Source organism: Klenkia terrae (assembly GCF_900491935.1).
GTDB classification, from domain to species: domain Bacteria; phylum Actinomycetota; class Actinomycetes; order Mycobacteriales; family Geodermatophilaceae; genus Klenkia; species Klenkia terrae.
The window spans coordinates 2,783,652-2,807,848 of record NZ_UEXK01000004.1 but is presented as its reverse complement, the minus strand read 5'-3'; the positions used below and the strand labels follow the sequence as shown (position 1 = coordinate 2,807,848).

The following is a 24,197-nucleotide window of genomic DNA, read 5'->3' as shown; positions in this document are numbered from 1 at the left end:
GCACCCCGGGCCCGACCGGTGCGTCAGCGGGCCAGGAAGTCCAGCAGCGCCGCGTTGAACTCCGCCGGGTGCGAGGCGTTGACCCCGTGCGGGCCGCCCTCGATCACGACGGTCTGCGCGCCGGGGATGGCGGCGGCGGTGCGCTGGCCGCTGGCCTCGAAGGGCACCACGGCGTCGGAGTCACCGTGCAGGACCAGCACCGGGATGGTGAAGGCCTCCAGGTCGCGGCGGAAGTCGGTGCCGGAGAAGGCGACGACGCAGTCGTAGGTGCCCTTCGGCGAGGCGTAGGCGGCGATGTCGGCGGAGTGGTCGCGGACGGCCTGGCTCACCGTCTGCTCCCCCTTCGCGTCGAAGAAGTTGCTGGCGAAGCCGTCCACGAAGGCGACCCGGTCGCTGCGGATGGCGTCCAGGAACGACTGCACCGTCGCGGCGTCCAGCGCGCCGTCCGGGTTCTCGTCGGACTTCCCCAGGAACGGCGGGACGGCGGCGGCGAACACCGCCTTGGCGATCCGGTCGGTGCCGTAGGTGCCGACGTAGCGGGCGACCTCGCCGCCGCCCATCGAGAAGCCGACCAGGGTGACCTCGCGCAGGTCCAGGTGCTCGATCAGCGTGTGCAGGTCCGCGGCGAAGGTGTCGTAGTCGTAGCCCTCCCACGGCTGCGAGGACTTGCCGAACCCGCGGCGGTCGTAGGTGATGACCCGGTGGCCTGCCTCGACCAGCGCGGGCACCTGGGCCTCCCAGGAGCGGCCCGACAGCGGCCAGCCGTGGATCAGCACGACGGGCCGGCCGGCCCCGTGGTCCTCGTAGTACAGCTCGACGGGTGCGCCGTTCTCGGTGCCGACGGTCAGGGTCGTCATGGGGTGCCCTCCTGTGCGGACCGCGGGGTGCGGTCCCTGCCGCGTAAAGTACCTCGCGCACGAGGTTTCTTCCCGTCCGACCCAGCTGGGATGATCACGCCATGGACGACGACGCCGCCGAGCTGTCCGAGCTGCTCTGCTTCGACCTGTACGCGGCCTCCCGGGCGGTCACCGCGCTCTACCGACGGCTGCTCGCCGACCTGGACCTGACCTACCCGCAGTACCTGGTGCTGGTGCTGCTCTGGCGCCGCGGGCCGCTGCCCATCAAGGACATCGCGGGGTCCCTGCACCTGGACTACGGCACCCTCACCCCGCTGCTGCAGCGGCTGGAGGCCAAGGGCCTGCTGGCCCGCACCCGACGGTCGGACGACGAGCGGTCGGTGTCGATCGCGCTGACCCCGCAGGGCGACGCACTGCGCGGCGCCGCGCACGACGTGCAGGGCGCCGTCCGGACGGCGATGGGGCTGGACCCCGGGGAGACCCTCGACCTGCAGGGGCAGCTGCGCCGGCTGGCGGGCTCGGTCGAGGCCGCGGTCACCGGCTGAGACGACGAGAGGGCGGCACCCCGCGTGGGGTGCCGCCCTCTCGTGCCGGCGGTGGCGGTGGGATTTGAACCCACGGAGGCTTTCACCTCACCCGCTTTCGAGGCGGGACCCTTCGGCCGCTCGGACACGCCACCGCGGAGCACACTACAGGCCGCGCCGGGCGCGGAAGAACTCCCTCAGCAGCGCGCCGCACTCCTCCGCGCGGATCCCGGCGACCACCTCGGGCCGGTGGTTGAGCCGCCGGTCGCGCACCACGTCCCACAGCGACCCGGCCGCCCCGGCCTTGGGGTCGGGCGCGCCGTAGACCACCCGGCCGACCCGGGACAGCACCGCCGCGCCGGCGCACATGGTGCACGGCTCCAGCGTCACCACCAGGGTGGCACCGGTCAGCCGCCAGCCGTCGCCGTGCACCCGGGCCGCGGCCCGCAGCGCCAGCACCTCGGCGTGCGCGGTGGGGTCGCCGTCCTTCTCCCGCTCGTTGGCGGCCTCGGCCAGCACGGCGCCGTCGGGACCCAGGACGACGGCACCGATCGGCGTGTCGCCCCACTCCCCCGCGGCGGCGGCCAGCTCGAGGGCGCGGCCCATGGCCCGGTCCAGGGCGTCTCCGTGGAGGGATGTCGTCATGTCGACAGGTCGATCCCGGTCACCCGGGCCAGCTCGGCCAGGGCGTCGGCCGGGTCGACGACCTTGACCGTGTGCCAGCCCAGCGCCCGGGCCGGCTTGAGGTTGGGGCCGAGGTCGTCCAGGTAGACCACCTCGGCCGGGTCCACCGCCCGCCCGATCGCCGCGGCCAGCCGGTCGGTGGTCAGCGGGTAGATCGCCGGCTCGGGCTTGCGGATGCCCTCGACCGAGCTCTCCACGACGACGTCGAACAACGCCGTCAGCGCACCGTGCTCGGAGGCCGGGTCCATCGGTGCGGCGTTGTTGGTCAGCAGCGCCAGCGGCACCCCCGCCGCCCGCAGGGCCTCGATGGCGGCGACCACCTCGGGCCGGACCGCGCCGTGCAGGGCGTCGAGCACCGCGGTGGCGTCGACCTCGTGGCCGGCCGCGCGGGCCTCGGCCTCGAAGACCTCGACGAAGCCGTCCCGGTCGAGCTCGCCGCGCTCGAACCGGGCCCAGGCGTTGGTGTGCGCGTTCGCGATGTTGAGGCGGGCCACGAGGCCCAGCGGCAGGCCGGCCGACCGCTCGTAGTCCCCGAACGCGGCCAGCGGGCTGGTGGTGATCACCCCGCCGAGGTCGAAGACGACGACGCTCACGCGCGCACCGCCGCGGCCAGCTCGGCGGCGAAGCCCAGCCGCTGCGCGATCTCGGCGACCATCTCGTCGGCCCACAGGTCGGCGGTGAGGATCTGCTCCAGGTCGGCCCGGGGCAGGCCGGCGTCGGCGAACAGGTCCAGGTCGCCGGCGGGGGGCTCCTCCTCGTCGTCGGCGTCCACCTCGACGCCCTCGATGCCGTAGCGCTCCATCACCTCGGCGGCCAGCAGGAACTCCGGCAGCCCGCCGTCGCTGATCATCGCCCGCACCATGCCGCCGGGCCCGTGGGTCAGCGCGACGAAGTACAGCCGGGTGTCCACCACGACGACGAACGGCCCCGGCCAGTCCCCGGTCAGCGACCTCTCCAGCACCGGCAGCTCGGTGTCGGCGTGGTCGGCGAGCCGGCGGACCTCCCAGCCGGTGCCGGCCCGGGTGACGAGGACGGCCCAGGAGGCCAGCTGCTCGGTCATCGGACGCGCAGCAGGGTCAGGCCGTCGGCGACCGGCAGCAGCACGGTGTCGAAGCGGTCGTCGACGGCCAGCGCCGTGTTCAGCGCGGCGATCGCCCGGTCGTCGTCGTCGCGCGGGTCCAGCACGCGGCCGGCCCGCAGGGTGTTGTCCAGCACGAGCAGTCCTCCGGGGTGCATCCGTGGGTGCAGGGCGTCGACGTAGCCGGCGTAGCCCGTCTTGTCGGCGTCGACGAACGCCAGGTCGAACGTGGGGCGCACGGGCAGGGCGGCCAGCAGGTCGGCGGCCTGGCCCAGCCGCAGCTCGACCCGCTCGGCCACCCCGGCGCGGGCCCAGTACCGGCGGGCGACGTCGGTCCAGCGGGCGTCGCGGTCCAGGCACAGCAGGCCGCCGTCCTCGGGCAGGCCGCGGGCGATGGCCAGGGCGCTGAGCCCGGTGAACGTGCCGATCTCGACCGCCCAGCGGGCGCCGGAGATGCGGGTCAGCAGGGTCAGCAGGGCGGCCTGCTCGGGGGCGACCTGGTAGGTGGGCCGGCCGTCGCCGGCGGCGGTCATCGCCGCGGTCTCGGCGACCAGGTCGGCCACGACGTCGTCCGGCGGGTCGGCCGCGCCGCGGACGTAGTCCGCCAGCTCGGCGCTCAGGAGGAACGACTGGGGCGTCATGGGTGCGATCATGACCGACGTGCCCGAGCCCGACATCTCCCCGGAGCTCTTCGCGGTCCTCGCGGCCGACCCGCTCGCCGCCCAGCTGGGCATCACCCTCGAGCAGGTCTCGCCCGGGTACGCCCGGGCGACGATGACCGTCGGCCCGGCGCACCTCAACGCCGCCGGCACCGCGCACGGCGGCGCGACGATGGCGCTGCTGGACGTGGTGCACGCCGCGGTCAGCAACAGCCACGGCACGCTCGCCGTCGCCCAGGACGTGCACACCGAGTTCCTCGCCCCCGGCCGGCCCGGCGACCTGCTCACCGCAGTGGGCACCGAGGTGCACCGCAGCGCCCGGACGGCGGTCTACCGGATCGAGGCCACCGCCGGCGACGGCCGGCTGGTGGCCACCGCGCTGGCCCGGGTCTTCCGGCTGGGCACCCCGTGGGCGCTGCCCGGCGACGACGAGGTGGTCGCGATGGGCGCCCCTCCCCCGGTGCCGCCGACGATGCAGATCTCCGCCGTGGAGACCCCGCTGCCGACGCCGGGCCCCGGCACCAACCCGTCCGGGCCCACCCCGGCACCCGACGAGCTCCAGTGACCTTGCCGGTCCCCACGATGCAGGCGCCGCCGGTCGCGGTGGTCGGGCTGGGCCAGCTGGGCGGGTCGCTGGCCGCCGCGCTGGTCGCCGCCGGGCGCACCGTGACCGGCTGGGACACCGACCCCGCCGCGCGCGACGCCGCCGCGGCCCGAGGGGTGTCCATCGGGCGCGCGCTGTCCGGGGTGGTCGTGCTGGCCACGCCGATCCCGGCCCTGGGCACCGCGCTGGAGGGCCTGGACGTCGCCGCGGACGCCACGGTCACCGACCTGGGCTCGGTCAAGGTCCCGGTGCTGGCCGACCTCGGCGCCCGGTTCGGGTCCCGCTTCGTCGGCGGCCACCCCATGTGCGGCACCGAGCGCAGCGGGCACGCCGCGACCGACCCGGAGCTGTTCCGCGGCGCCCGCTGGGCGGTGTGCCTGGAGCCGGGCACCGAGCTGCCCCGGTGGCTGCGGGTCGCCGAGGTCGCCCTGGCGGTGGGTGCGTCGGTGGTGCCGGTGACCGCCGCGGAGCACGACGCCGCCGTCGCCGCGGTCAGCCACGTGCCGCACCTGCTGGCCGCCGCGCTGGCCGCCGCGGCCGCCGAGGCGGGACCGCTGGCCCTGGGCCTGGCCGCCGGCAGCTTCGCCAGCGGCACCCGGGTGATCGGCAGCGACCCCGGCTTCGTCACCGCGATGGTCGAGGGCAACGCCGCGCCGACCACGGCCGCGCTGGACGCCGTCCGGGCACAGCTCGGCCGGCCGTGGCCCGAGCTGGTCGAGGCCGGCCACGCGGTCGCCGCCCGACCGCAGGGGCGGCGCCCGGTCCGGGTGCCGCTGGACCGGGCCGCGCTGCTGGCCCTGGGCCGTGCGGGCGGCGCGGTGGAGCGCCGGCTAGCCGCCTTCGTCGAGGGCTCGATGCCGGCCTGACGGTTGTCCCGGCCACCGGCCGGGCAGGGAACACCCCGGACGACGACGAGGAGATGCGCGTGAACGAGCAGGACATCCTGGGCCGGATCCACGAACTGGTGGAGGAGGAGCACAAGCTCCGCGAGACCGCGGCCGAGCACGGGGACGACGAGCGCGCCCGGATCGCCGAGCTCGAGCGGCACCTGGACCAGGCATGGGACCTCCTGCGCCAGCGGCGGGCCAAGCAGCAGTACGGCCAGGACCCGGGCGAGGCCACCGACCGGCCGGAGTCCCAGGTGGAGGGCTACCTGCAGTAGGTCAGCGCGGCGGGCGGGCCGCCGCGGCCACCCGGGTCAGCGCATCGGTGACCGGGCCGGCCGCGGCGCCCAGCGCGCCGAGCAGGTGGGCCAGCAGCAGGTCGTGCGTGCTGCCCGCCTGCGCCAGCCGACGGCGGCCGCGCTCGGTCAGCCGGGCGCAGGTGGTCCGCCGGTCGGTGGCGCTGCGCTCCCGGGTGAGCCATCCGTCCTCGGCCAGCCGGGCCAGCGCCTGGCCCACCCCGGTCGCCGAGGACCCGACCTCGTCGGCCAGCCGGCCGACCGAGGCCCGCTCGCCCTGCACCGCGTCGACCAGCCGGAGCAGCCGCAGGTCGGCCAGCGAGACCCCGTGCTGCGCCCGCAGCGCCGCGTCCAGCCGCCGGCCGACCCGCTCGTGCACCTGGCCGATCCGCAGCCAGGTCTCCGCCGCCCCGGGTGCGGCGCCGGCCAGCCCGCGCAGGTCCCGCGGCGGCGCCGCGGCCGCCCCGCGGGGACGGGCCGGGTGCGCCGGGCGCGGGTTGCCGTGCCGGCCGTGCCGCTCCACCATCTCCGCCGGCCCCGTCAGCCGGCCGTGCCGGCGGGCGGCTGCCAGTCGTCGGCGCGCGGACGGCGGGCCGCGACGGTGGCCAGCCCGACGGCCGCCCCCAGCAGCGCCAGCCCGGCGGCCAGCAGCGGCAGCGGCGTGCGGCCGGCGTGCTCGACGGTGTCCCGCGCGGCGACCTCGAGGGCGACCGAGGTCGCGGCGGTGGAGTCCGACCCCACCAGCCGGACGACGGCCGGGCCGAGCAGCACGTCCTGCGGGATCTGCACCGCGGCCTCGACCCGGCCCTGGTCGTCGGCGGTGACCGTCGCCAGCGGGGTGGTGCTGCCGTCGAGGGAGACGGTGACCTGCTCGCCGGGGGCGAACCCGCTGCCGCGGATGGTCAGCACGCTGCCCGGGGAGACCTGCCCGGTCGAGGTGGAGCCACCCACCGGACCGTCCGGCGTCGCGGTGGCGGTCGGCGCCGGGCCGGTCGTCGACCCCGGGGTGGGTGCCGGGGTCGGTCCCGACGACGGCCCGGTCGAGGTCCCGGTCGACGGCCCCGTCGAGGGCCCGGAGGTGGGCGGGGTGGTCGGGNGGGGTGGTCGGCGCCGTCGTCCCGGTGGGGCCGGTGGGGCCGGTGACCGCCTCGCAGTCCTCGGTGCTGGGCCGCGGGTAGGTGCCCAGGTCCACCGGCTGCTCGTCGCCGTCCGGTCCGCCGACCGCGACCGAGACGGCCACGACGGTGCCCGGGGCGACCTCGGTGCCCTCCAGGGTGACCCGCTCGCCGGCCGCCAGGTCCACCGCGGACCCGGTGCCGGCGCCGTCGTAGCGCAGCGCGACGGTGCGGGCCGCGGTGCCGGCGGTGACCTCGACGCGGACGAAGCCGTCGGAGCAGTTGGGTCCGTGCACCACCCGCGCCGTCGGCCGGGCGGGGTCCACGACCGCGGCGGCCGCGGACGACGACGTCGTGCCGGCGGTCGGCTCCGGGGTGGTGGTCGGCGCGGCCGTCGCGGGGCCGGCCAGCAGCACACCGGCCACGAGGAGCGCGATGGTCAGGGTCCCGGTCGGGAGCAGCGCAGGACGGCGTGCGGGGACCGCTCCCGGCATCGCCCTGCGCACCCCGCACCTCCCACGAGTCATCACCGGAGGTCGGGACCTCGGCCACCGGTGGGCCCATCATCCCCACGGACCTGGGCCGTTTGTCGACCCCCGCGCCCTGGTCCCGGGCGTGTCGGCGGCGTGTCCGGGGCCGGTGGGACCCCTGGGGCGGAAGCCTGTCCGCGGGGCGGCGAGTGCACGACTGCGCTGGTCCCGGGGCCCGTCGGACCACCGCAGTCGTGCACCCGGCGGCCCGGGCAGCGGCGGGGATAGCGTCACGGGATGGATGCAGGGGCGGGGACCGGGCGGCGTCGGCAGGACGAGGTCTACCGGGCCGGGGTGTACGGCCGCCGTCCCCTCGTGCCGACCGTGCACACCGCGCTGGCCGCCGCGGCCCGCCGGAAGCTGACCGACCGCGCGCTGGGGTACGTCGCCGGCGGGGCCGGCGGGGAGGCCACGGTCCGGGCCGACCGGGCCGCGATCGACCGCTGGCAGGTGGTGCCGCGGGTGCTGCGCGACGTGTCCAGCCGGGACACCTCGGTGGAGCTGTTCGGCCGCCGGCTGCCCGCCCCGCTGCTGCTGGGCCCGGTGGGCGCGCTCGAGCTGGTGCACGCCGACGCCGACCTGGCGGTCGCCCGGGCCGCGGCGGCCACCGGCATCCCGATGGTGTTCTCCAACCAGGCGTCGGTGCCGATGGAGACCACCGCGGCGGCCATGGGCGACAGCCCGCGCTGGATGCAGCTGTACTGGTCGACGTCCGACGAGCTCGTCTCGAGCATGCTGCACCGGGCCGAGGCCAGCGGCTGCGAGGCGGTCGTGGTCACCCTGGACACCACGATGCTGGGCTGGCGCCCGCGGGACCTGGACCTGGGCCACCTGCCGTTCGCGCTGGGCAAGGGCATCGCGCAGTACACCTCCGACCCGGTGTTCCGCCGGCTGGTCGAGGAGCGGGCCGCCGCCGCGCCGCCGCGGGACCCGCAGCCCCGGCCCACCGTCGCCGCCGTCCGGGCGCTGGTCGGCATGGCTCGGGCATGGCCGGGGTCGCTGGCCGACAACCTGCGCTCCCCGCTCCCCCGGGCCGCCGTCGAGACCTTCCTGTCCATCTACTCCCGGCCCTCCATCACCTGGGCCGACCTGGCCTGGCTGCGCGCGCAGACCCGGCTGCCGCTGCTGCTCAAGGGCGTGCTGCACCCCGACGACGCCCGCCGCGCGGTCGACGAGGGCGTCGACGGGCTGGTGGTGAGCACGCACGGTGGCCGGCAGGTGGACCGCTCGATCGGCGCCCTGGACGCGCTGCCCGACGTGCTGACCGCGGTCGACGACGCCGTCCCGGTGCTGCTGGACTCCGGGGTGCGCAGCGGCGCCGACGTGTTCGTGGCGACGGCGCTGGGTGCCCGGGCCTGCCTGCTGGGCCGCTCCTACGTCTACGGCCTCGGGCTGGCCGGCGAGGGCGGCGTCCGGCAGGTGGTGGAGGACGTGGTCGGCGAGTTCGACCTCACCCTGGGCCTGACCGGGCACACCGCGGTCGACCAGCTCTCGCCCGACGTGCTGCGCCGGGCCTGAGCCTCACGCCCGGACGGTGGCCTCGTCCCGGCCGTCGCGGGCGGTGACCAGCCGCCGGGTGAGCAGCACGCCGGCGGTGATGGCCGCGACGACGACCCAGCTCGACACGTTCAGCTGCGCCACCCCGGACAGCCCGTGGCCCAGGTTGCACCCGCCGGCGACCAAGCCGCCCGCACCCAGCAGCAGCCCGCCCAGGGCGAGCTGGGCGTAGCGCACCGGCTGCTCCCCGCGGACCCGCAGCGCCCGGTCCCGGCGGGCGACCACGGCCGAGCCCAGCACCAGGCCGGGCAGGAAGGCCAGCAGCCACGGGTTCGGCGAGCCGCTGACCAGCCCGGACACCGCACCCACCGTGCTCGGCCCGAACGAGGCCCCGCCCAGCCCGGCCAGCGCCCACCCCGCGACCAGGACGACGCCCAGCGCCACCCCGAGCCGGGGCCCGGTCCACTGCCACGCGTGCACCGGGGTGTCCGGCCCCCGGCGCCGGCGGTGCGCCACGGTGCCGGCGACCACGACCGCGAGGAACACCACCGCCACGGCCCACCGGGGCAGCCCGAGCACCCCGGGGATCGTCCCGCCGTCCCCGCCGGGGAGCACCGTGGGCCCGGGCACCGCCACCTGCCGGGCGAGCAGCTCGCCCACCGCCCAGCCGACCAGCCCGACGAGCGCGCCCAGCATGCCCTCGCCCAGCTTGTAGAACAGGCCGCTCACGCAGCTGCGGGCCACGGCCATGCCGACGCCGATCAGCAGCCCGCCGACCACCGCGGCCACCGGCCGGAACGGCAGGCCGGTGGACAGGCCGTCGCCGAGCGGGGTGGCGTAGAGGGCGGCCAGCCCCACCGAGCCCAGCGCCACGCCCAGCAGCCAGGCCCGCAGCAGGGCACGCCGGCCCTCGCCCACCCCGGCGGCGAGGGCGTGAAAGCACAGCTGCCCGCGGTGCAGCACGGCACCCAGCAGCACACCGGCCACCAGCCCCGTCACCGCACCGACCAGCACGGGGCCAGTGTCCACACCTGTCGGCGGTGGTCGTCACCCCCGTCGGCTCCGCACGCCGCGCCGGGCGGGGGTTGACGCCGCCGAGTGGCGTGGGTCACAGTGTTCGTGGGCGGGGCAGCCGGCAGATGAATGGCTCCTCAGCACCACTGACGGAGACCGACCAACGCGGCCAGACCGCCAGGACCGGCGCCCCGCCCCACGATGACCGGCATGCCCGAGGTCGAGTTCGACGTCCGCTGGCCCGACGGCCGCTCCCAGTCGGTCTACTCCCCGTCGCTGGTGGTCGAGGAGGTCTTCACCGCCGGCCACCCGTACCCGGTGCCCGAGTTCGTGGCGCTGAGCCGGCAGGCCATGGCGACGGCCAGCGACCGGGTGCAGGCCCGCTGGGGCTTCCCCTGCTCGCGGGCGGCCGCGACGCTGGCCGCGATCGAGGAGCGGGCGGCGGGGTTCACCGACGGTGAGGTCACCGTGACGGCGTTCCGGCGTCGCTGAACCCGGGCTGCGCCGGCGGCCCGTGCGGTGGTGGGATGACCCCGTGACCTCCGACGTGCGCATCCCCGGCCTCGAGTCCCCCGTCCCGACCGGGCTCCTCATCGGCGGGCAGTGGCGCCCCTCGTCCTCGGGCGCGGTGTTCGACGTCCTCGACCCCGCCGACGGCACGGTGCTGGCCCCGGTCGCCGACGGCACGACCGACGACGTGACCGCCGCGGGCGACGCCGCCGCGGCCGCGCTTCCCGGCTTCGCCGCCACCCCGCCCCGCAAGCGGTCGGAGATGCTGCGGAAGGCCTTCGAGATCATGACCGCCCGCGCGGAGGAGTTCGCGCTGCTCATGACCCGGGAGAACGGCAAGGCCCTGCCCGACGCCCGCGCCGAGCTCACCTACGCCGCGGAGTTCTTCCGCTGGTTCGCCGAGGAGGCCGTGCGGATCGACGGCGACTACCGGGTCGCCCCGGCCGGCGGCACCCGCACCGTGGTCACCCACCAGCCGGTCGGGGTCTGCCTGCTGGTCACGCCGTGGAACTTCCCGGCCGCCATGCTCACCCGCAAGCTCGGCCCGGCGATCGCCGCGGGCTGCACCAGCGTGGTCAAGCCCGCCGAGGACACCCCGCTCACCGCGCTGCTGCTGGCCCAGGTGCTGGCCGAGGCCGGCGTGCCCGACGGCGTGGTCAACATCGTGCCGACGATGAACGCGAAGGACGTCGTGGCCACCGCCATGGCCGACCCCCGCACCCGCAAGATCAGCTTCACCGGGTCCACCGAGGTCGGCAAGATCCTGCTCAAGCAGGCCGCCGACCAGGTGCTGGTGTCCTCGATGGAGCTCGGCGGCAACGCCCCCTTCCTGGTCTGCGACGACGCCGACCTCGACGCCGCCGTCGACGGCGCGATGCTGGCCAAGATGCGCAACGGCGGCGAGGCCTGCACCGCGGCCAACCGCTTCTACGTGCAGTCGTCGGTCGCTGCCGCCTTCAGCGAGAAGCTGGCCGCCCGCATGGGCGCGATGACCGTGGGCCGCGGCTCCGACGAGGGCGTCACCCTCGGGCCGCTGGTCAACGAGGAGACCGTCGCCAAGGTCGACCGGATCGTGCGCTCCACCGTCGAGGCCGGCGCCCGCACCGTCACCGGCGGCACCCGGCCCGAGGGCCCGGGCTACTTCTACCCGCCCACCGTGCTCGTCGACGTCCCCGCCGACTCCGCCGCGATGCGCGAGGAGACGTTCGGGCCGGTGGCCCCGATCGCCACCTTCTCCGACGACGCCGAGGCGCTGGAGCTGGCCAACTCCACCCCGTTCGGCCTGGTCGCCTACGTCTACACCGGCGACCTGGCCCGCGGGCTCCGGCTGGCCGAGGCCCTGGAGTCCGGGATGGTCGGCATCAACCGCGGCGTCGTCTCCGACCCGGCCGCCCCGTTCGGCGGGGTGAAGCAGTCCGGGCTGGGCCGCGAGGGCGGCCACGAGGGCATCGGCGAGTACCTGACCACCAAGTACGTCAGCTTCCCGCTGTAGCCGCGGCGGTGGACCCCGAGGACAGCGCCCACCAGGTCGCCCTGCACGTGCTGCGCTCGGGCCCGGTCCACCGCGGCGCGGTGGCCCGGGCGCTGGGCCTGTCGCCGGGCAGCCTGACCCGGCTGGGCCGGCCGCTGGTGGACGCCGGGGTGCTGGTGGAGACCGACCCGGTCACCGACCCGGCGACCCGCCGGCCCACCCGGCCGCTGGACGTCGCCCTGGACCGGCACCGGTTCGTCGGGGTCTGCGTGCGGGGCAGCGAGGTGTGGGCGGTGTGCACCGACCTCCGCACGACCGTGCTGGACCAGGCGTCGGCCCCGCTGCCCGACCGCTCCCCCGAGGCCGTCGCCGGCACCGTCACCGACCTGGTCGCCCGGCTGGTGGGCGCCGGCCCGCCGCCGGCCGGCACCGGCATCGCCCTGGACGGCCGGGTCGACGCGGCCGGCCGGGTGCTGCACGCCGACGCGCTGGGCTGGCGGACGCCGGTCGACCTCGGCGGCCTCGTCGCCGGGCGGACCGGGTGGCCGGTCCGGGTGGACGCCGACCTGGCCTGCCTGACCCGCGCCGAGCACTGGTTCGGGCTCGGCCGGGAGCACGCCTCGTTCGCCGTGCTGACCGTGGGGGCCGGGATCGGCTACGGCCTGGTGGTCGACGACCGGGTGGTGGACACCGGCCTGCCGCAGCTGGGGCACCTGCCGCTGGGCGGGGCCGGACCGCGGTGCCCCCGGGGCCACCGCGGCTGCGCCGGGTCGCTGCTGACCACTACCGCCGTGCTGGCCGCCGCGCACGTGGCCACCGGGGCGCCGACCACCTGGGCCGAGCTGCTGGGCGGCGCGGTGGACGGCGAGGTCCGCCCCCGCCGGGTGGTCGACGACGCCGCCGCGGCGCTGGGCCGGCTGGTCGGCGTGGTGTCGGCGACGACGGGGGTGCACCAGGTGCTGCTGGGCGGGGACGGCGCCGACCTGGCCGTGGTGGGCTACGAGAGCCTGCAGGCCGCCCTGGACGAGCACCGCGACCCCTGGTCGCGCCCGGTCGAGATCACCGTGCGCGACCAGGACGCCGTCGCCTGGGCGCGGGCGGCCGCCGGGACCGCGGTGCAGCGGTTCACCGCGGGCGCGGGCTGGCTCACCCCGGCCTGACGCCGTCAGACGTCGATCCGCTTGCCCGACTCCGTGTTGAACACGTGCACCTCGGCGGAGTCGACCTGCAGGTGCACGGTCTCGCCCTTCATCGGCACGACCCGGCCGGGGATCCGCACGGTGATGAGGCGGTCGCGGCCGGCCTCGGTCTGCGCGCCGGGGAACGAGCCGTAGGCGAAGGCGTCCGAGCCGAGCTCCTCGACGACGGTGACCTCGAACGGGATCCCGGTCTCCGCGCTGGTCAGCGAGGTGGCCTCGGGCCGGAAGCCGATCGTGGCCGAGGTCTGGCCCTGCGCGGACAGCGCGGCGACGGCGGCACGGGGCAGCGGGACCGACCGGCCGCCGACGGTGGCGCCGTCCCCGGTGAGCTGCACCTCGACCAGGTTCATCGCCGGCGAGCCGATGAAGCCGGCGACGAAGAGGTTGTCGGGCTTGTCGTAGAGGTTGCGCGGGGTGTCCACCTGCTGCAGGAACCCGTCCTTGAGGACGGCGACCCGGTCGCCCATCGTCATGGCCTCGACCTGGTCGTGGGTGACGTAGACGGTGGTGGTGCCCAGCCGGCGCTGCAGCGCGGCGATCTCGGTGCGGGTCTGCACGCGCAGCTTGGCGTCGAGGTTGGACAGCGGCTCGTCCATGAGGAAGGCCTGCGGGTTGCGCACGATCGCCCGGCCCATGGCCACGCGCTGGCGCTGGCCGCCGGACAGCGCCTTGGGCTTGCGGTCCAGGTAGTCGGTGAGGTCCAGGACCTTGGCGGCCTCCTCGACGCGGCTGCGCATCTCGGCCTTGCCCATGCCGGCGATCTTCAGCGCGAAGCCCATGTTGTCCGCGACGGACATGTGCGGGTAGAGCGCGTAGTTCTGGAAGACCATCGCGATGTCCCGGTTCTTCGGCGGGACGTGCGTGACGTCCTTGTCGCCGATCCGGATGGTGCCGTCGGTGACGTCCTCCAGGCCGGCGAGCATGCGCAGCGAGGTGGACTTGCCGCAGCCCGAGGGCCCGACCAGGACGAGGAACTCGCCGTCCTCGATGTGCAGGTCCAGCGCGTTGACCGACGGACGGTCGGCGCCGGGGTACTGCAGGGTGGCCTTGTCGTAGGTGATGGCAGCCATCGTGGGGGGTCCTCTCCCGAGCCGGCGGTGCCGCACCTCGTTGTGACCGGCGACACCTGTTCGGGGCTGACCGTAGGCGACTGCGCCGGCCCGTCCCGGGGACCGCCGAGCTGGGGCTTCCGCCACGGAACCCCTGGCTGCCGGGCAGGGCTCGGTGCGGCGGGCGAGCTGTCGCGCGGACGACCGTCGCGACACGGCGCGAGTGGCCCAGATCACAGAATTGGCCAGACCGGATGACCCCGGACAGACGTCGACCCCCGCGCTCACGAGGAGCTGCGGGGGTCGACGGCTGTCTCAACCAGACGTGCACCCGAAGGGATTCGAACCCCTAACCTTCTGATCCGTAGTCAGATGCTCTATCCGTTGAGCTACGGGTGCGTATGTGTTCAGTTGTTGCGCGGAGGCTCCGGGATTTGAACCCGGGATGGGCCAAAACCCAAACCGCATTAGCAGTGCGGCGCCATAGACCGGACTAGGCGAAGCCTCCCGGGCCGCCAGGTTCCCCCGGAAGCACCGAGGAGGAAGGTTACCAGCGCCTCCTCCCCGGTGGCACCAGGGGGTGTCAGGCCAGTGCGGCGACCCGTCGTCCGGGCAGCAGCGTGACGACGACGGCCAGCGCCGCCGCGGCCGTGGCCAGCACCAACGCGCCGCCCACCCCGTAGGAGGTCTCCACCAGCGCGCCGCCGATCGCCGCCCCGACGGCCGACGCACCGAACGCGATGGTCGACAGCCAGGTGAACGCCTCCGTGGTGGCGTCGGCCGGGGCGATGGACCCGACCAGCGAGCTCTGCACGGTCAGCGTCGGGGCGATCGCGGTGCCGCCCAGGAACAGCAGCGCCCCGAGCAGCAGCGGCGAGGAGACGGCGGCCAGCGGGAGCATGCCGATCGTCGTCCCCAGCAGGCCCCAGCGGTAGAGCCGCGGCAGGGACGTCGACAGCACCCGGGCGCCGAACCACAGCCCGCCGGCGACCGAGCCCAGCGACCACACCCCGAGCAGGACGCCGGACAGGCCGGGCGAGCCGGCGGCGTCGGCGAACGCCGGGACGGCGACCTCGATCGCACCGAAGCCGAGCATCAGCGCGGTGCCGCTGACCAGCACACGGGGCATGCCGGGCACGGTGACCGTGGCGAACAGGCTCTTCTGGACGGCGACGGCCGGCCGCCAGGCGCGCATCGCGCCGGAGAAGGCCAGTCCGAGCGTGCCGACGACGGTGCAGACGCCGGCCAGCGCGATCGCGGCGACCGGGCTGGCCAGCAGGGTTAGCGTGGCCACGGTGGTCGGGCCGGCGACGAAGACCAGCTCGGTGGTGGTGGCGTCCAGGGCGTAGGCGGTGGGCCGCACCCGGGGGTCGACCCGCGACCACAGCGCGCGCACCGTGCCGCTGACCAGCGGGGTGCTGAACCCGGCCAGCGCCGAGGCACCCAGGATCACCGCGGTGTTCGTCGAGGTCAGCACGGCGGCGGCGAGGACGGCGAGCAGCAGCGGGTAGGTGACCGACTGGGCGAGCAGGACCAGCCGGGGTCCGCGACGATCGGCCAGTCGCCCGAGCACCGGGGCCATCACGGCCATGGCGATGCCGTAGGTGGCCGAGGCCAGGCCGGCGACGGCGTAGGACCCGGTCTGCTGCTGCACCAGCAGCAGGACCGCGAGGGGGACCATGGCGGACGGCAACCGGCCGGCGAACCCGGCGACGAGCAGCACCGGTGCGGAGGGAAGCCGCCACACGGTGAGGTACTGACGCATGACTGTGCTCACTCCGTACGACCTAGAAGGGGAATCGTAGGGTGCCAACCTTGGTTAGGTCCCTACGCATTCCCGACGGTACGAGATCGCCCGTAGGGAGTCAAAGCCATATGACCGCCTACACCGGGCTGGGGATGTGAGATGGACTACGACGACTACGGGTCCAACGCCGTCGAGCTGGCGGTCGACCTGGCCAACGCCGACCGCGACGACCCCGCCTGGGCCGCCGCGTTCGTGGCCGCCCACCACGAGTGGTTCACCGAGGGCACGGCGCTCGAGCTCACCCCCCGTGCAGTCAAGGCCGTGGCGACCACCGGTGACCTGGTGCGCGAGGTCGCCGTCGCCGACTCGCAGGCCCAGGTGATGGACCGGCTCAACGCGCTGCTCGCCCTGGCCAGCCCGAAGCCCTACGCCACCGACCACGACGGCGAGCTGCACCTGCACTACGCGGCCCCCGAGGCCGGCGCGCTGGAGCAGCTGACCACCACGGTGGCGATGGGGTTGTCCCAGGTCGTGGTGCAGCACGGCTGGCAGCGGCTGGGCGTCTGCGCGGCCGAGGGCTGCGGGAACGTCTACCTGGACACCTCGCGCAACGCGAGCCGCCGCTACTGCTCCAACACCTGCTCGTCCCGCTCCACCGTCGCCGCCTACCGGGCCCGCAAGAAGTCCTGACCAGGCTCCCCGCCCGGGCAAGGGATCCCTTCCCGAACGGATCCGGCGCCGGAGTTGCGGAAGGGATCCCTTGCCTCGTCGCGGGGAGCGGTCAGGCCCCGCGGACGGCGGCGACGCGGCGGCGGACGGTGGCGCGGCGGGCGCCGACCGCGGTGGTGCCGGCGACCCCGAACCCGAGGACGACGACCGCACCGAGTGCGTAGACCGCGGCGGCGTCGGGCAGTGGCTCGGACGACGACGCGGGGTCGATCCGGTCGGCCCGCACCGAGAGGGTGGCGACGGCGTCCTGGACGGCGGCCGTGGCCTGCTCGACGGCGGCCACCGCGACGGCGGCCCGGTCGACGGAGATGCCGGCGGCCGCGACCACCTGCTGGGCGTAGGCGGTCTGGTCGGCGACGCCGGCGGCGGTCTGCGGCAGCGCGAGGACCTGGTCGCGGGCCGCGGTGGCCTGCCCCCGGGCGTCCTGCGCGGCGGCCAGCGAGGCGGCGACGGCGGCGGACTGGTCGGCGACGAGCTGCTCGAGGGTCCGGGCCTCGGCCAGTGCGGCGGCCACGGTGTCCACCGGGGAGGACAGGTCGATGGCCGCGGCGCGGTTGGCCCGGGTGACGTAGCCGGCGACCAAGAGCTGGCCGGCCTCGGCCTCCGCGGCGTGCTGGGCACCCGTGCGGGCGGCGCCGGCGGCCGTGGCGGCCAGCGCGGTGGCGGTGGTGGCCTCGGGCGACCCGCCGGTGGTGGGCTGCTCGGGCAGCTGCTGCGTGCCGGTCCGGCGGCTGGTCGTCGTGGTCGGGCGCGGGGTCCGCGTCGGGGCGGCGGCCACCGGTGCGGCGGTCGGCGCGGCCTCGGGCTGCACCACCACCGGCTCGGGGACGGCGACCGGNACATGTTGCACGGTATAACTCGTGTTCAATAACATGCAGTTTCGTTAGAGTGTCGTATTAATTATCATAACATACGATCATCCCTACCAGAACTTCGCGTTCCTTATTTTTTTTTTTTTTTGTTTTTTTTTTTTTTTTTTTTTTTCTTTTTCTTTTCTTTTTTTTTTTTTTTTTTTTTTTTTTTTTTTTTTTCAAGCAGAAGACGGCATACGAGATCCTCTCTGGTCTCGTGGGCTCGGAGACCGGGGCGGGCTCGGAGACCGGGGGCGCGGTCGGTGTCGTGGGGCCGCTGGGCGTCGCACCGTCCGTGGGGGCGGCCTCGGTGGAACCGGGGACCGGCGTGTCGGCGACCGGCTCGGCCGCGGCGGGACCGGCGACGGCCACGGCGCCGATCAGGGCGACGGCGAGCAGGGGCAGCAGGCGGAGGCGGGTGCGCACGGTAATCCCTCGATCAGGTGGTGGTCGGTACACCTGGCTGATCGACCCGCCGTCCACCCCACCTCACCCCCCGGGGTGCGATCTCCCCCCAAGGGGTGGGGCGGTTAGCGTGCCCGCTCGTGGCCCTCTCCCGCTCCGCCGCCCGCCGGTTCGACGCCCGCCTGCAGGCCCGGGTCGGCCGGCTGCCGGCCAGCCCGGTGGACGGCGTGCTGCGCCGGCTGTCCGAGGCGGCCGACCACGGGAAGCTCTGGCTCGGCGTCGGGCTGGTGCTCGGCACGAAGAAGGGCGCGCCGCGGCGGGCCGCCGTCCGCGGGGGGGGATCGCTGCTGGTCTCCAGCGCGCTGGTGAACGTCGTCCTCAAGCCGGTGTTCGGCCGGGTGCGGCCCGACGCGGCCGGGGTGGCCGGGGGCCGGGCGCTGGACCGGTCCCTGCACACGCTGTCCTTCCCCAGCGGACACTCGGCGTCGGCGGCGGCGTTCGCGACCGGGGTGGCGATGGAGAGCCCGTGGGCCGGCGCGCTGGTGGCCCCGGTGGCGCTGGGCGTGGGCTACTCCCGGGTGCACGTGGGCGTGCACTACCCCGGGGACGTCGTGGCCGGGATGGCGGTGGGCGCGGCGGTCGCGGCGGCCACCCAGCACTGGTGGCGGGGCCGGCCGAGCACCCCGGCCGGGGGGCGGGCGACGGAGCGGGCCCCGGCGCTGCCCGAGGGCGAGGGGCTGCACGTGGCGGTGAACCCGCGGTCCGGGGACGCCGACTACGACCCGGCGTCGGACATCCAGGCCCTGCTCCCCCGGGCCGTCGTCCGGGACATCGACGACGAGCACTCGGTGACCGACCTGCTCCAGCAGGCCGTGCGGGAGGGCGCGAAGGCCCTCGGCGTGGCCGGCGGCGACGGCTCGGTGGCCGCGGCGGCCGCGGTCGCGCTCGAGCACGGCCTGCCGCTGGCGGTGCTGCCGGCCGGGACGCTCAACCACTTCGCCCGGGACGTCGGGGTGGCCACCCCGGTGGAGGCGGCCCGGGCGGTGGAGGCCGGCGACGGCGTGCTGGTCGACGTGGCCGCGGTGAACGGCACCCCGTTCCTGAACACCGCCAGCATCGGCAGCTACCCGGAGATGGTGCGCCGGCGGGACGCGATGTCGGGTCGGCTGGGCAAGTGGCTGGCGCTGACGATCGCCGCCGGCCAGGTGCTCCGGACGGGTGCGCCGGTCGAGCTGGAGCTGGACGGCCGCCGGGTCAGCGCCTGGATCCTCTTCGTGGGCAACGGCGTCTACACCCCGCGCGGCGTGTCCCCCGCCTGGCGGCCCTCGCTGGAGGACGGCCTGCTCGACGTGCAGTACCTCCGTGCCGACCTGCGGTTCGGCCGCAGCCGCGCGGTGCTGGCGACGCTGCTGGGCATCAGCGAGCACGCCCGCTCCTACCGGCAGTTCCAGGTGCGGTCGCTGACGGTGGTCTCCCGCTCCGGGCCGCTGGTCGTGGCCTACGACGGCGAGCCCGGCGCAGCGCACCCCGAGTTCTCGTTCCCCAAGCGGCAGCGCCTGGTCGTCTCCTGCCCTCGCTGCCGCCGGGGCGGCACCCGCCGCGACAGGACAGCGAGCAGGACCAGCGCGGTCAGCGCCTCGCCCAGCTCCTCGACGAACGTGGCCGCGGCCATCGGCAGCGGGCGGGGGTCGGCCACCGCGACCGCACCGGTGAGGACGTCGAGCCCGAGCGCGGCCAGCGCGTACACCGCCAGCGCCAGGACGACGGCCCGGGCGCCCGGCACCCGCCACACCCGGCCGAGCACACCGAGGACCGGCAGGCCCACCACGCTGGCCAGGCTGCCCAGCGCGAGCGTCGCGCCGGCGCCGTCCCAGCCCTCGAGCACCGAGTGCGCGCTGACCAGCTTGGCGAACACCAGCCCCACGCCGATCAGGGTGACCGCGCTCCACCACAGCCGGTGGGTGCCCCGGGACCGCACCGCGACCCGCCCCGCGCAGACCGCCGAGGCCACGAACAGCGACGTGGTGAACAGCCGCGGCAGACCGCCGACGGCGTCCAGGTCGAAGACCCACTCCGCACCGCCCAGGGAGCAGGACCCGACGGTGCACCGCCAGCGGACGACGAAGCCCAGGCCGAACAGCCCGAGCGCCAGGCCGGCCAGCGCCCAGAGCCAGGTGTCGTCGCGCGCCCGGGCGGGGGCGGGCGGGGCCAGGGTCACCTCCCCAGTGTCGCCGACGATCCTGGCCGCGGGCTGACAGCGAGCGGGCAGAGGTGGGCATCACTACGGTCGGGGGCGAGGGTTCGTCGTCCCGCCGATCGGGCACGGACCCGCCGACGACGTCGATGGAAGAAGGACACCCATGCTGGTCCGCCGGATCGCACGACCCCTACTCGCCGCCTCCTTCGTGTACGGGGGCATCAGCACCCTGCGCGACCCGCAGAGCCGGGTGCCCGGGGCCACGAAGGTCGTGAACCAGATCGCCCAGGTCGCCGACGAGCAGCTGCCCGTCGAGGTCCCCCGGGACGTCGAGCAGTGGGTGAAGGTCGACGCCGGGGTGAAGGTCGGCGCCGGGGTGCTGTTCGCCCTCGGCTGGTTCCCGCGGCTGTCCGCGCTCGCGCTGGCCGGCTCGATCGTGCCGACGACGCTGGCCGGGCACCGGTTCTGGGAGGACACCGACGACGAGAAGAAGTTCAGCAACCAGGCGCACTTCCTGAAGAACGCCGGGCTGCTGGGCGGGTTGCTCATCGCCGCCGTCGACACCGAGGGCAAGCCCTCGACCAGCTGGCGCGTGCGCCGGTCGGCCGACAAGGCGATCGCCAAGGCCGAGTCGCGCTACGAGAAGGCCGCCAAGAAGGCCGAGAAGGCGCAGAAGAAGGCCAGCCGCGGCCGCACCGGGCGCAAGCTGAAGAAGCAGGCCAAGAAGGTCGGCAAGGAGATCGGGCTCTCGTGATCCCCGCGGACGCGCTCCGGAGGATCGCCTTCCTCCTGGAGCGCGCCCGCGAGCCCACCTACCGGGTGTCGGCGTTCCGGACGGCGGCGCACGTCGTCGAGGGCCTGTCCGACGCCGAGCTCGAGCGCCGCATCAAGACCCGCACGCTCACCGACCTCAAGGGCATCGGGGCGAAGACCGCCGCGGTCGTGCTGCAGGCGCACGCCGGCGAGGAGCCCGAGTACCTGGCCGACCTGAAGGCGCAGCACCCGCCGACCGAGCTCGAGGGCGCGGCCGGTGAGCTGCGGAACGCCCTGCGGGGCGACCTGCACACGCACTCGGAGTGGTCCGACGGCGGCAGCCCGATCCGGGAGATGGCGCTGGCCGCGATGGGCATCGGCCACGACTACCTGGCGCTGACCGACCACTCCCCCCGGCTGACCGTGGCCAACGGCCTGAGCGCCGAGCGGCTGGCCCGTCAGCTGGACGTGGTCGCCGAGCTGAACGAGGAGCTGGCCCCCTTCCGGATCCTCACCGGCATCGAGTGCGACATTAACCTCGACGGCACGCTGGACCAGACCGACGAGCTGCTGGCCCGGGTGGACGTGGTGGTGGCCAGCGTGCACTCGGAGCTGCGCGCACCGGCCGACAGGATGACCGCGCGGATGCTGGCCGCGGTGCAGAACCCGCACACCGACGTCCTGGGGCACTGCACCGGACGGCTGCTGGTGGAGCGCACCCAGCGCGGCGGCAAGCAGCAGAAGCCGCGGCCGGAGAGCGGGTTCGACGCCGAGGCGGTGTTCGCCGCCTGCGTGGAGCACGGAACCGCCGTGGAGATCAACTCCCGGCCGGAGCGGCTGGATCCGCCGACCCGCCTCTTGCAGCTGGCCGCGGACCTGGGGTGCGACTTCTCCATCGACACCGATGCGCACGCCCCGGGTCAGCTGGACTGGCAGGGCGCCGGCTGCGAGAAGGCCGCCGGGGCGGGCATCACCGCCGACCGGGTGATCAACACCGGGACGGCGGAGCAGCTGCTCAGCCGCTGACGCCCCGCCCGCCGTAGACCGACTCGAGGGTCGCGACGACGGCGTCCATGGAGTACCGCGTCCGCGCCAGCTCGACGGCGCGGCCGGCCGCGGCCGCCCACGCCTCGTGGGCCAGCAGGTGCAGCACGGCGTCGGCCAGCTCCCGCGGCGACCCGTCGGTGACCGCACCGGCCCCGGTCTCCGCCACCGCGGCGCTGAGCCCGGTCTCGGTGGTCAGCACCACGGGCAGCCCGGCGCTCAGCGCCTCCAGCACCGCCATGGGGAAGGGCTCGGCCACGCTGGGCAGGACGAACACCTGCCCCCCGGCGAGCAGGTCGCGGGCCGCCGCCGGACTGGTGGGGCCGCGGCGCGTGCACACCGCACCGATCCCGCCCGCCTCGATGGCGGCGTCCACCGCGCCCGCCTCGCCGCCGTCGGGACCCCACAGCTCGAACCGCACCCCGGGCCGGACGGCGTGGACGAGCGCGGCCGCCTCGACGAACGCCACCGGTCGCTTGCGGTTGGCGAGCCGGGACACGAAGAGCACCAGCGGGTCCGACGTTGCCGGAGCGGCGAGTCGACCGGCGGAGGGGACGCCGTTCACCACCCGGGTGATCCGGTCGGCGGGCACCCCCTGCCGCTCGAGGTCGGCCACCTCGTGCCTGGTGAGGGCGAGGAATGCGGCCCGCTGCACGACCCGCCGGGTCCAGACACGGTCCAGCAGCGCCTGTGCCCGACCGCGCTCGGCCCGCACCTGGCCGTGGGTCTGGACGACCAAGGGCACACCGAGCCGGGCGGCCCACCACGCCGCCGGCAGGGTCACCAGGTCGCGGGTGAGGTGCACGTGGACGACGTCGAACTGCCGGACGTGCCGCAGCACCCAGCCCAGCAGCCCCGGAGCCACCATCCCGGCGAAGGTGTCGGGTCGAGGGCGCCGGGCGCGGAACAGCAGCGTGGCGGGATCCCCGTCACCGGAAGCCCGACCGTCCCACCCGGCGATCAGGGTGACCTGGTGCCCGGCCGAGCGCAGGGCGCGCACCTGGTCGGTCGCGACCGAGACCGGACCGCCGTAGGCGCCGTCCTCGCTGACGAGGGCGGCGACGTGGAGGACTCTCACGCCGACGCCGGCTCGCTGCGTGCAGGGGCATCGACCGCGAGGTGCTCGCGGGTCACCCGATCGGCGAACCAGGCGCACGCCAGCATCACGACCAGGTTCGCCATGGCCTGCAGCAACGAGCCCCGGAGCAGGAAGACGAAGTAGAACGGGAGGATGCAGTCGACCACCCCCGGTGCACGGCTGCGCCGCAACCGGGTCACTATGGCGTCGTCGCGACCGCGGGCCCACCAGCCGAAGGCCAACCCGCCGATGCCGACGGCGACCCAGCCGCCGTTGATGAACAACTCGGCCCACAAGGGGGCCGACAGGTTGTCGAAGGAGTAGTCCCGGAAGTCGGCGAGCAGGACACCGGTGTCCTCCGGCTTCTCGGTCCACACCGCCCGGGGCACCCAGAACAGGGCAACACCCAGGGCTTGCCGCCCCTCGGTGGTTCCGTACTGGTCCACGTAGAGCAGGGTGTTGTCGATCTGGGCGAAGGCGTCGAAGTCCCCGCCCTCCAGGGCCGACAGCGGCGAGATCTCGATGCCACCCGGGGTCGAGGTGTCGCGGAACGCGTCGGCGACCGGGAAGACGACCAGCAAGCCCAGCACCGCCCCGACGGCGACCGCCCGGAAACGCCGCCCGGTGGCGTAGAGGCCCAGCGCCCCGGCCAACGACAGCGCCACGGTGCCGAACACGTACCGCGGGCTGTTGAGCGGGTTGACGGTCACCACCAAGGCGACCACAGCGGTCCAGTACACCACCTGCTCGCCCGTCGTCCACACCGGTCGCGGCCGGCGCAGGCGCAGCAGCGTCATCGAGACCACGGTGACCAGCAGCGGCATGATCGCCAGCGCCTGGACGATGCCCTGGGTGGCGGTGTTGGGCCACACGGCCGCCATCTGCGCACCCAGCTGGTCGACCGAGGTGAACAGCGCCGGTGCGACCTGCACCAGGTAGTAGGCGGTGAGCAGCAAGGACCCCAGACCGAGCCATCGCAGGCCCCGCGGCACCCCGACCTGGGTGTTCCCTGCGATGGCGGGACCGATGGTGCGCAGCCGGGCGCCCCTGCCTCCCGAACGCAGCGTGCGGAGCCCGCACCCGACCGCGAAGGACAGTGAGCCGAGACCGACGACCAGCAACGACTCGGCGACGAAGGCGCCGTACACCTCCGGGGTGGTCTCCGGCGAGACGCCCTCCCGCAGCTGCACCAACGGCGCAAGTCCCAGGAAGACGTAGGTGAACAGCCAGACCGTCATCTCGACGAGGCGCTGCTCTCCGCGGCCGACGATCCAGCTGTATCGCACACCGACCAGGACCAGCACCACCAACGCCCCCAGCCAGCCCGGGTTCCGCGGGCCGGGGGTGGCGGCCAGCACGTACGCCGGGACCGCCAGGCCGAAGACGAGGGCCGCCAGGGCGCCCAGCGGCACGGACCCCACC

General features: G+C 75.2%; 24 protein-coding genes and 3 tRNA genes. 12 read left to right on the top strand and 15 right to left on the bottom strand.

The features are described 5' to 3' along the window. Positions 1-23 precede the first annotated feature (23 nt). Positions 24-857 (bottom strand): alpha/beta fold hydrolase, encoded by an 834-nt coding sequence (locus LFA75_RS14125; RefSeq protein WP_225234258.1) that lies wholly within the window; start codon positions 855-857, stop codon positions 24-26. Positions 858-958: 101 nt separating this feature from the next. Here LFA75_RS14125 and LFA75_RS14120 point away from each other — a divergent pair, with 101 nt between their 5' ends. Then, positions 959-1,402, top strand: a complete 444-nt coding sequence (locus tag LFA75_RS14120; protein WP_225234257.1) for a MarR family winged helix-turn-helix transcriptional regulator — start codon at positions 959-961, stop codon at positions 1,400-1,402. A 49-nt stretch (positions 1,403-1,451) separates the two neighbouring features. Here the strand turns inward: LFA75_RS14120 and LFA75_RS14115 are convergent. The 5 genes from LFA75_RS14115 to LFA75_RS14095 form a co-directional block, all read right to left on the bottom strand. Further along, positions 1,452-1,536, bottom strand: a tRNA-Ser gene (locus LFA75_RS14115). Between the two features lie 10 nt (positions 1,537-1,546). Further along, positions 1,547-2,026, bottom strand: a complete 480-nt coding sequence (gene tadA, locus LFA75_RS14110) for a tRNA adenosine(34) deaminase TadA (RefSeq protein ID WP_225234256.1) — start codon at positions 2,024-2,026, stop codon at positions 1,547-1,549. After that, complete coding sequence (locus LFA75_RS14105; protein ID WP_225234255.1) at positions 2,023-2,658, bottom strand: HAD-IA family hydrolase; 636 nt, start codon at positions 2,656-2,658, stop codon at positions 2,023-2,025. The genes tadA and LFA75_RS14105 overlap by 4 nt, the downstream gene beginning before the upstream one ends. Continuing rightward, positions 2,655-3,125, bottom strand: a complete 471-nt coding sequence (locus tag LFA75_RS14100; RefSeq protein ID WP_225234254.1) for a tRNA adenosine deaminase-associated protein — start codon at positions 3,123-3,125, stop codon at positions 2,655-2,657. The genes LFA75_RS14105 and LFA75_RS14100 overlap by 4 nt, the downstream gene beginning before the upstream one ends. Then, positions 3,122-3,784, bottom strand: a complete 663-nt coding sequence (locus LFA75_RS14095; protein ID WP_225234253.1) for an O-methyltransferase — start codon at positions 3,782-3,784, stop codon at positions 3,122-3,124. Before LFA75_RS14095 ends, LFA75_RS14100 begins: the two co-directional genes overlap by 4 nt. Before the next feature lie 10 nt (positions 3,785-3,794). On the opposite strand from LFA75_RS14095, the gene LFA75_RS14090 reads away from it, so the two are divergent. Genes LFA75_RS14090 through LFA75_RS14080 form a run of 3 tightly spaced genes read left to right on the top strand, consistent with a single transcriptional unit; the run spans position 3,795 to position 5,568 of the window. After that, a complete protein-coding gene (locus LFA75_RS14090; protein WP_225234252.1) occupies positions 3,795-4,367 on the top strand; it encodes a PaaI family thioesterase in 573 nt (190 codons plus the stop codon). Then, the gene (locus tag LFA75_RS14085) at positions 4,364-5,272 is read left to right on the top strand and encodes a prephenate dehydrogenase/arogenate dehydrogenase family protein (RefSeq protein ID WP_225234251.1); all 909 of its coding nucleotides are present in this window, start codon (positions 4,364-4,366) and stop codon (positions 5,270-5,272) included. Before LFA75_RS14090 ends, LFA75_RS14085 begins: the two co-directional genes overlap by 4 nt. 59 nt (positions 5,273-5,331) lie before the next feature. Further along, positions 5,332-5,568: a DUF2630 family protein gene (locus tag LFA75_RS14080; RefSeq protein ID WP_225234250.1), complete on the top strand. Its 237-nt coding sequence runs from the start codon at positions 5,332-5,334 to the stop codon at positions 5,566-5,568. A 1-nt stretch (position 5,569) separates the two neighbouring features. Here the strand turns inward: LFA75_RS14080 and LFA75_RS14075 are convergent, their stop codons facing one another. Together LFA75_RS14075 and LFA75_RS14070 are read right to left on the bottom strand one after the other, a co-directional pair. Further along, on the bottom strand, positions 5,570-6,112 hold the full coding sequence (locus tag LFA75_RS14075; protein ID WP_225234249.1) for a MarR family winged helix-turn-helix transcriptional regulator: 543 nt from the start codon (positions 6,110-6,112) through the stop codon (positions 5,570-5,572). Positions 6,113-6,126: 14 nt separating this feature from the next. Next, positions 6,127-6,537, bottom strand: a complete 411-nt coding sequence (locus LFA75_RS14070) for a hypothetical protein (RefSeq protein WP_225234248.1) — start codon at positions 6,535-6,537, stop codon at positions 6,127-6,129. Between the two features lie 931 nt (positions 6,538-7,468). Between LFA75_RS14070 and LFA75_RS14065 the strand changes: the two genes are divergently transcribed. Next, entirely contained in the window at positions 7,469-8,749 is a 1,281-nt protein-coding gene (locus LFA75_RS14065; RefSeq protein WP_225234247.1) for an alpha-hydroxy-acid oxidizing protein, read from the top strand. Positions 8,750-8,752: 3 nt separating this feature from the next. Here LFA75_RS14065 and LFA75_RS14060 read toward each other — a convergent pair whose 3' ends face one another. Beyond that, on the bottom strand, positions 8,753-9,742 hold the full coding sequence (locus tag LFA75_RS14060; protein ID WP_225234246.1) for a YeeE/YedE thiosulfate transporter family protein: 990 nt from the start codon (positions 9,740-9,742) through the stop codon (positions 8,753-8,755). Between the two features lie 210 nt (positions 9,743-9,952). Between LFA75_RS14060 and LFA75_RS14055 the strand changes: the two genes are divergently transcribed. From LFA75_RS14055 to LFA75_RS14045, 3 genes are read left to right on the top strand one after another with little or no spacing between them, the layout of a single operon-like run. Beyond that, on the top strand, positions 9,953-10,234 hold the full coding sequence (locus LFA75_RS14055; protein WP_225234245.1) for an MSMEG_0570 family nitrogen starvation response protein: 282 nt from the start codon (positions 9,953-9,955) through the stop codon (positions 10,232-10,234). A 43-nt stretch (positions 10,235-10,277) separates the two neighbouring features. Next, positions 10,278-11,744 (top strand): NAD-dependent succinate-semialdehyde dehydrogenase, encoded by a 1,467-nt coding sequence (locus tag LFA75_RS14050; protein ID WP_225234244.1) that lies wholly within the window; start codon positions 10,278-10,280, stop codon positions 11,742-11,744. Positions 11,745-11,752: 8 nt separating this feature from the next. Then, positions 11,753-12,883 carry an ROK family protein gene (locus tag LFA75_RS14045; RefSeq protein ID WP_225234243.1) on the top strand — a complete coding sequence of 377 codons (1,131 nt, stop codon included), beginning with the start codon at positions 11,753-11,755 and terminating at the stop codon, positions 12,881-12,883. Positions 12,884-12,888: 5 nt separating this feature from the next. Here the strand turns inward: LFA75_RS14045 and LFA75_RS14040 are convergent, their stop codons facing one another. The 4 genes from LFA75_RS14040 to LFA75_RS14025 form a co-directional block, all read right to left on the bottom strand. Next, complete coding sequence (locus LFA75_RS14040; RefSeq protein WP_225234242.1) at positions 12,889-13,992, bottom strand: ABC transporter ATP-binding protein; 1,104 nt, start codon at positions 13,990-13,992, stop codon at positions 12,889-12,891. Between the two features lie 305 nt (positions 13,993-14,297). Then, positions 14,298-14,370: transfer RNA gene (locus tag LFA75_RS14035), tRNA-Arg, on the bottom strand. A gap of 20 nt (positions 14,371-14,390) precedes the next feature. Continuing rightward, a tRNA-Ser gene (locus LFA75_RS14030) sits at positions 14,391-14,479 on the bottom strand. Between the two features lie 75 nt (positions 14,480-14,554). After that, positions 14,555-15,736: an MFS transporter gene (locus LFA75_RS14025; protein ID WP_225234241.1), complete on the bottom strand. Its 1,182-nt coding sequence runs from the start codon at positions 15,734-15,736 to the stop codon at positions 14,555-14,557. A 141-nt stretch (positions 15,737-15,877) separates the two neighbouring features. On the opposite strand from LFA75_RS14025, the gene LFA75_RS14020 reads away from it, so the two are divergent. The 4 genes from LFA75_RS14020 to LFA75_RS14000 all read left to right on the top strand — a co-directional run bounded on the left by LFA75_RS14020 (position 15,878) and on the right by LFA75_RS14000 (position 21,679). Further along, positions 15,878-16,408 (top strand): CGNR zinc finger domain-containing protein, encoded by a 531-nt coding sequence (locus tag LFA75_RS14020; RefSeq protein ID WP_225234240.1) that lies wholly within the window; start codon positions 15,878-15,880, stop codon positions 16,406-16,408. 1,435 nt (positions 16,409-17,843) lie between these two features. Next, positions 17,844-19,958 carry a bifunctional phosphatase PAP2/diacylglycerol kinase family protein gene (locus LFA75_RS14010; protein WP_225234238.1) on the top strand — a complete coding sequence of 705 codons (2,115 nt, stop codon included), beginning with the start codon at positions 17,844-17,846 and terminating at the stop codon, positions 19,956-19,958. Between the two features lie 105 nt (positions 19,959-20,063). Next, the gene (locus LFA75_RS14005) at positions 20,064-20,654 is read left to right on the top strand and encodes a DoxX family protein (protein ID WP_225234237.1); all 591 of its coding nucleotides are present in this window, start codon (positions 20,064-20,066) and stop codon (positions 20,652-20,654) included. Then, positions 20,651-21,679: a PHP domain-containing protein gene (locus tag LFA75_RS14000; RefSeq protein WP_225234236.1), complete on the top strand. Its 1,029-nt coding sequence runs from the start codon at positions 20,651-20,653 to the stop codon at positions 21,677-21,679. Before LFA75_RS14005 ends, LFA75_RS14000 begins: the two co-directional genes overlap by 4 nt. On the opposite strand, the gene LFA75_RS13995 is transcribed toward LFA75_RS14000, so the two are convergent. After that, positions 21,669-22,775: a glycosyltransferase gene (locus tag LFA75_RS13995; protein WP_225234235.1), complete on the bottom strand. Its 1,107-nt coding sequence runs from the start codon at positions 22,773-22,775 to the stop codon at positions 21,669-21,671. The two genes, LFA75_RS14000 and LFA75_RS13995, sit on opposite strands and share 11 nt — an antisense overlap. Continuing rightward, positions 22,772-24,187, bottom strand: a complete 1,416-nt coding sequence (locus LFA75_RS13990; protein ID WP_225234234.1) for a hypothetical protein — start codon at positions 24,185-24,187, stop codon at positions 22,772-22,774. The genes LFA75_RS13995 and LFA75_RS13990 overlap by 4 nt, the downstream gene beginning before the upstream one ends. Positions 24,188-24,197 lie beyond the last annotated feature (10 nt).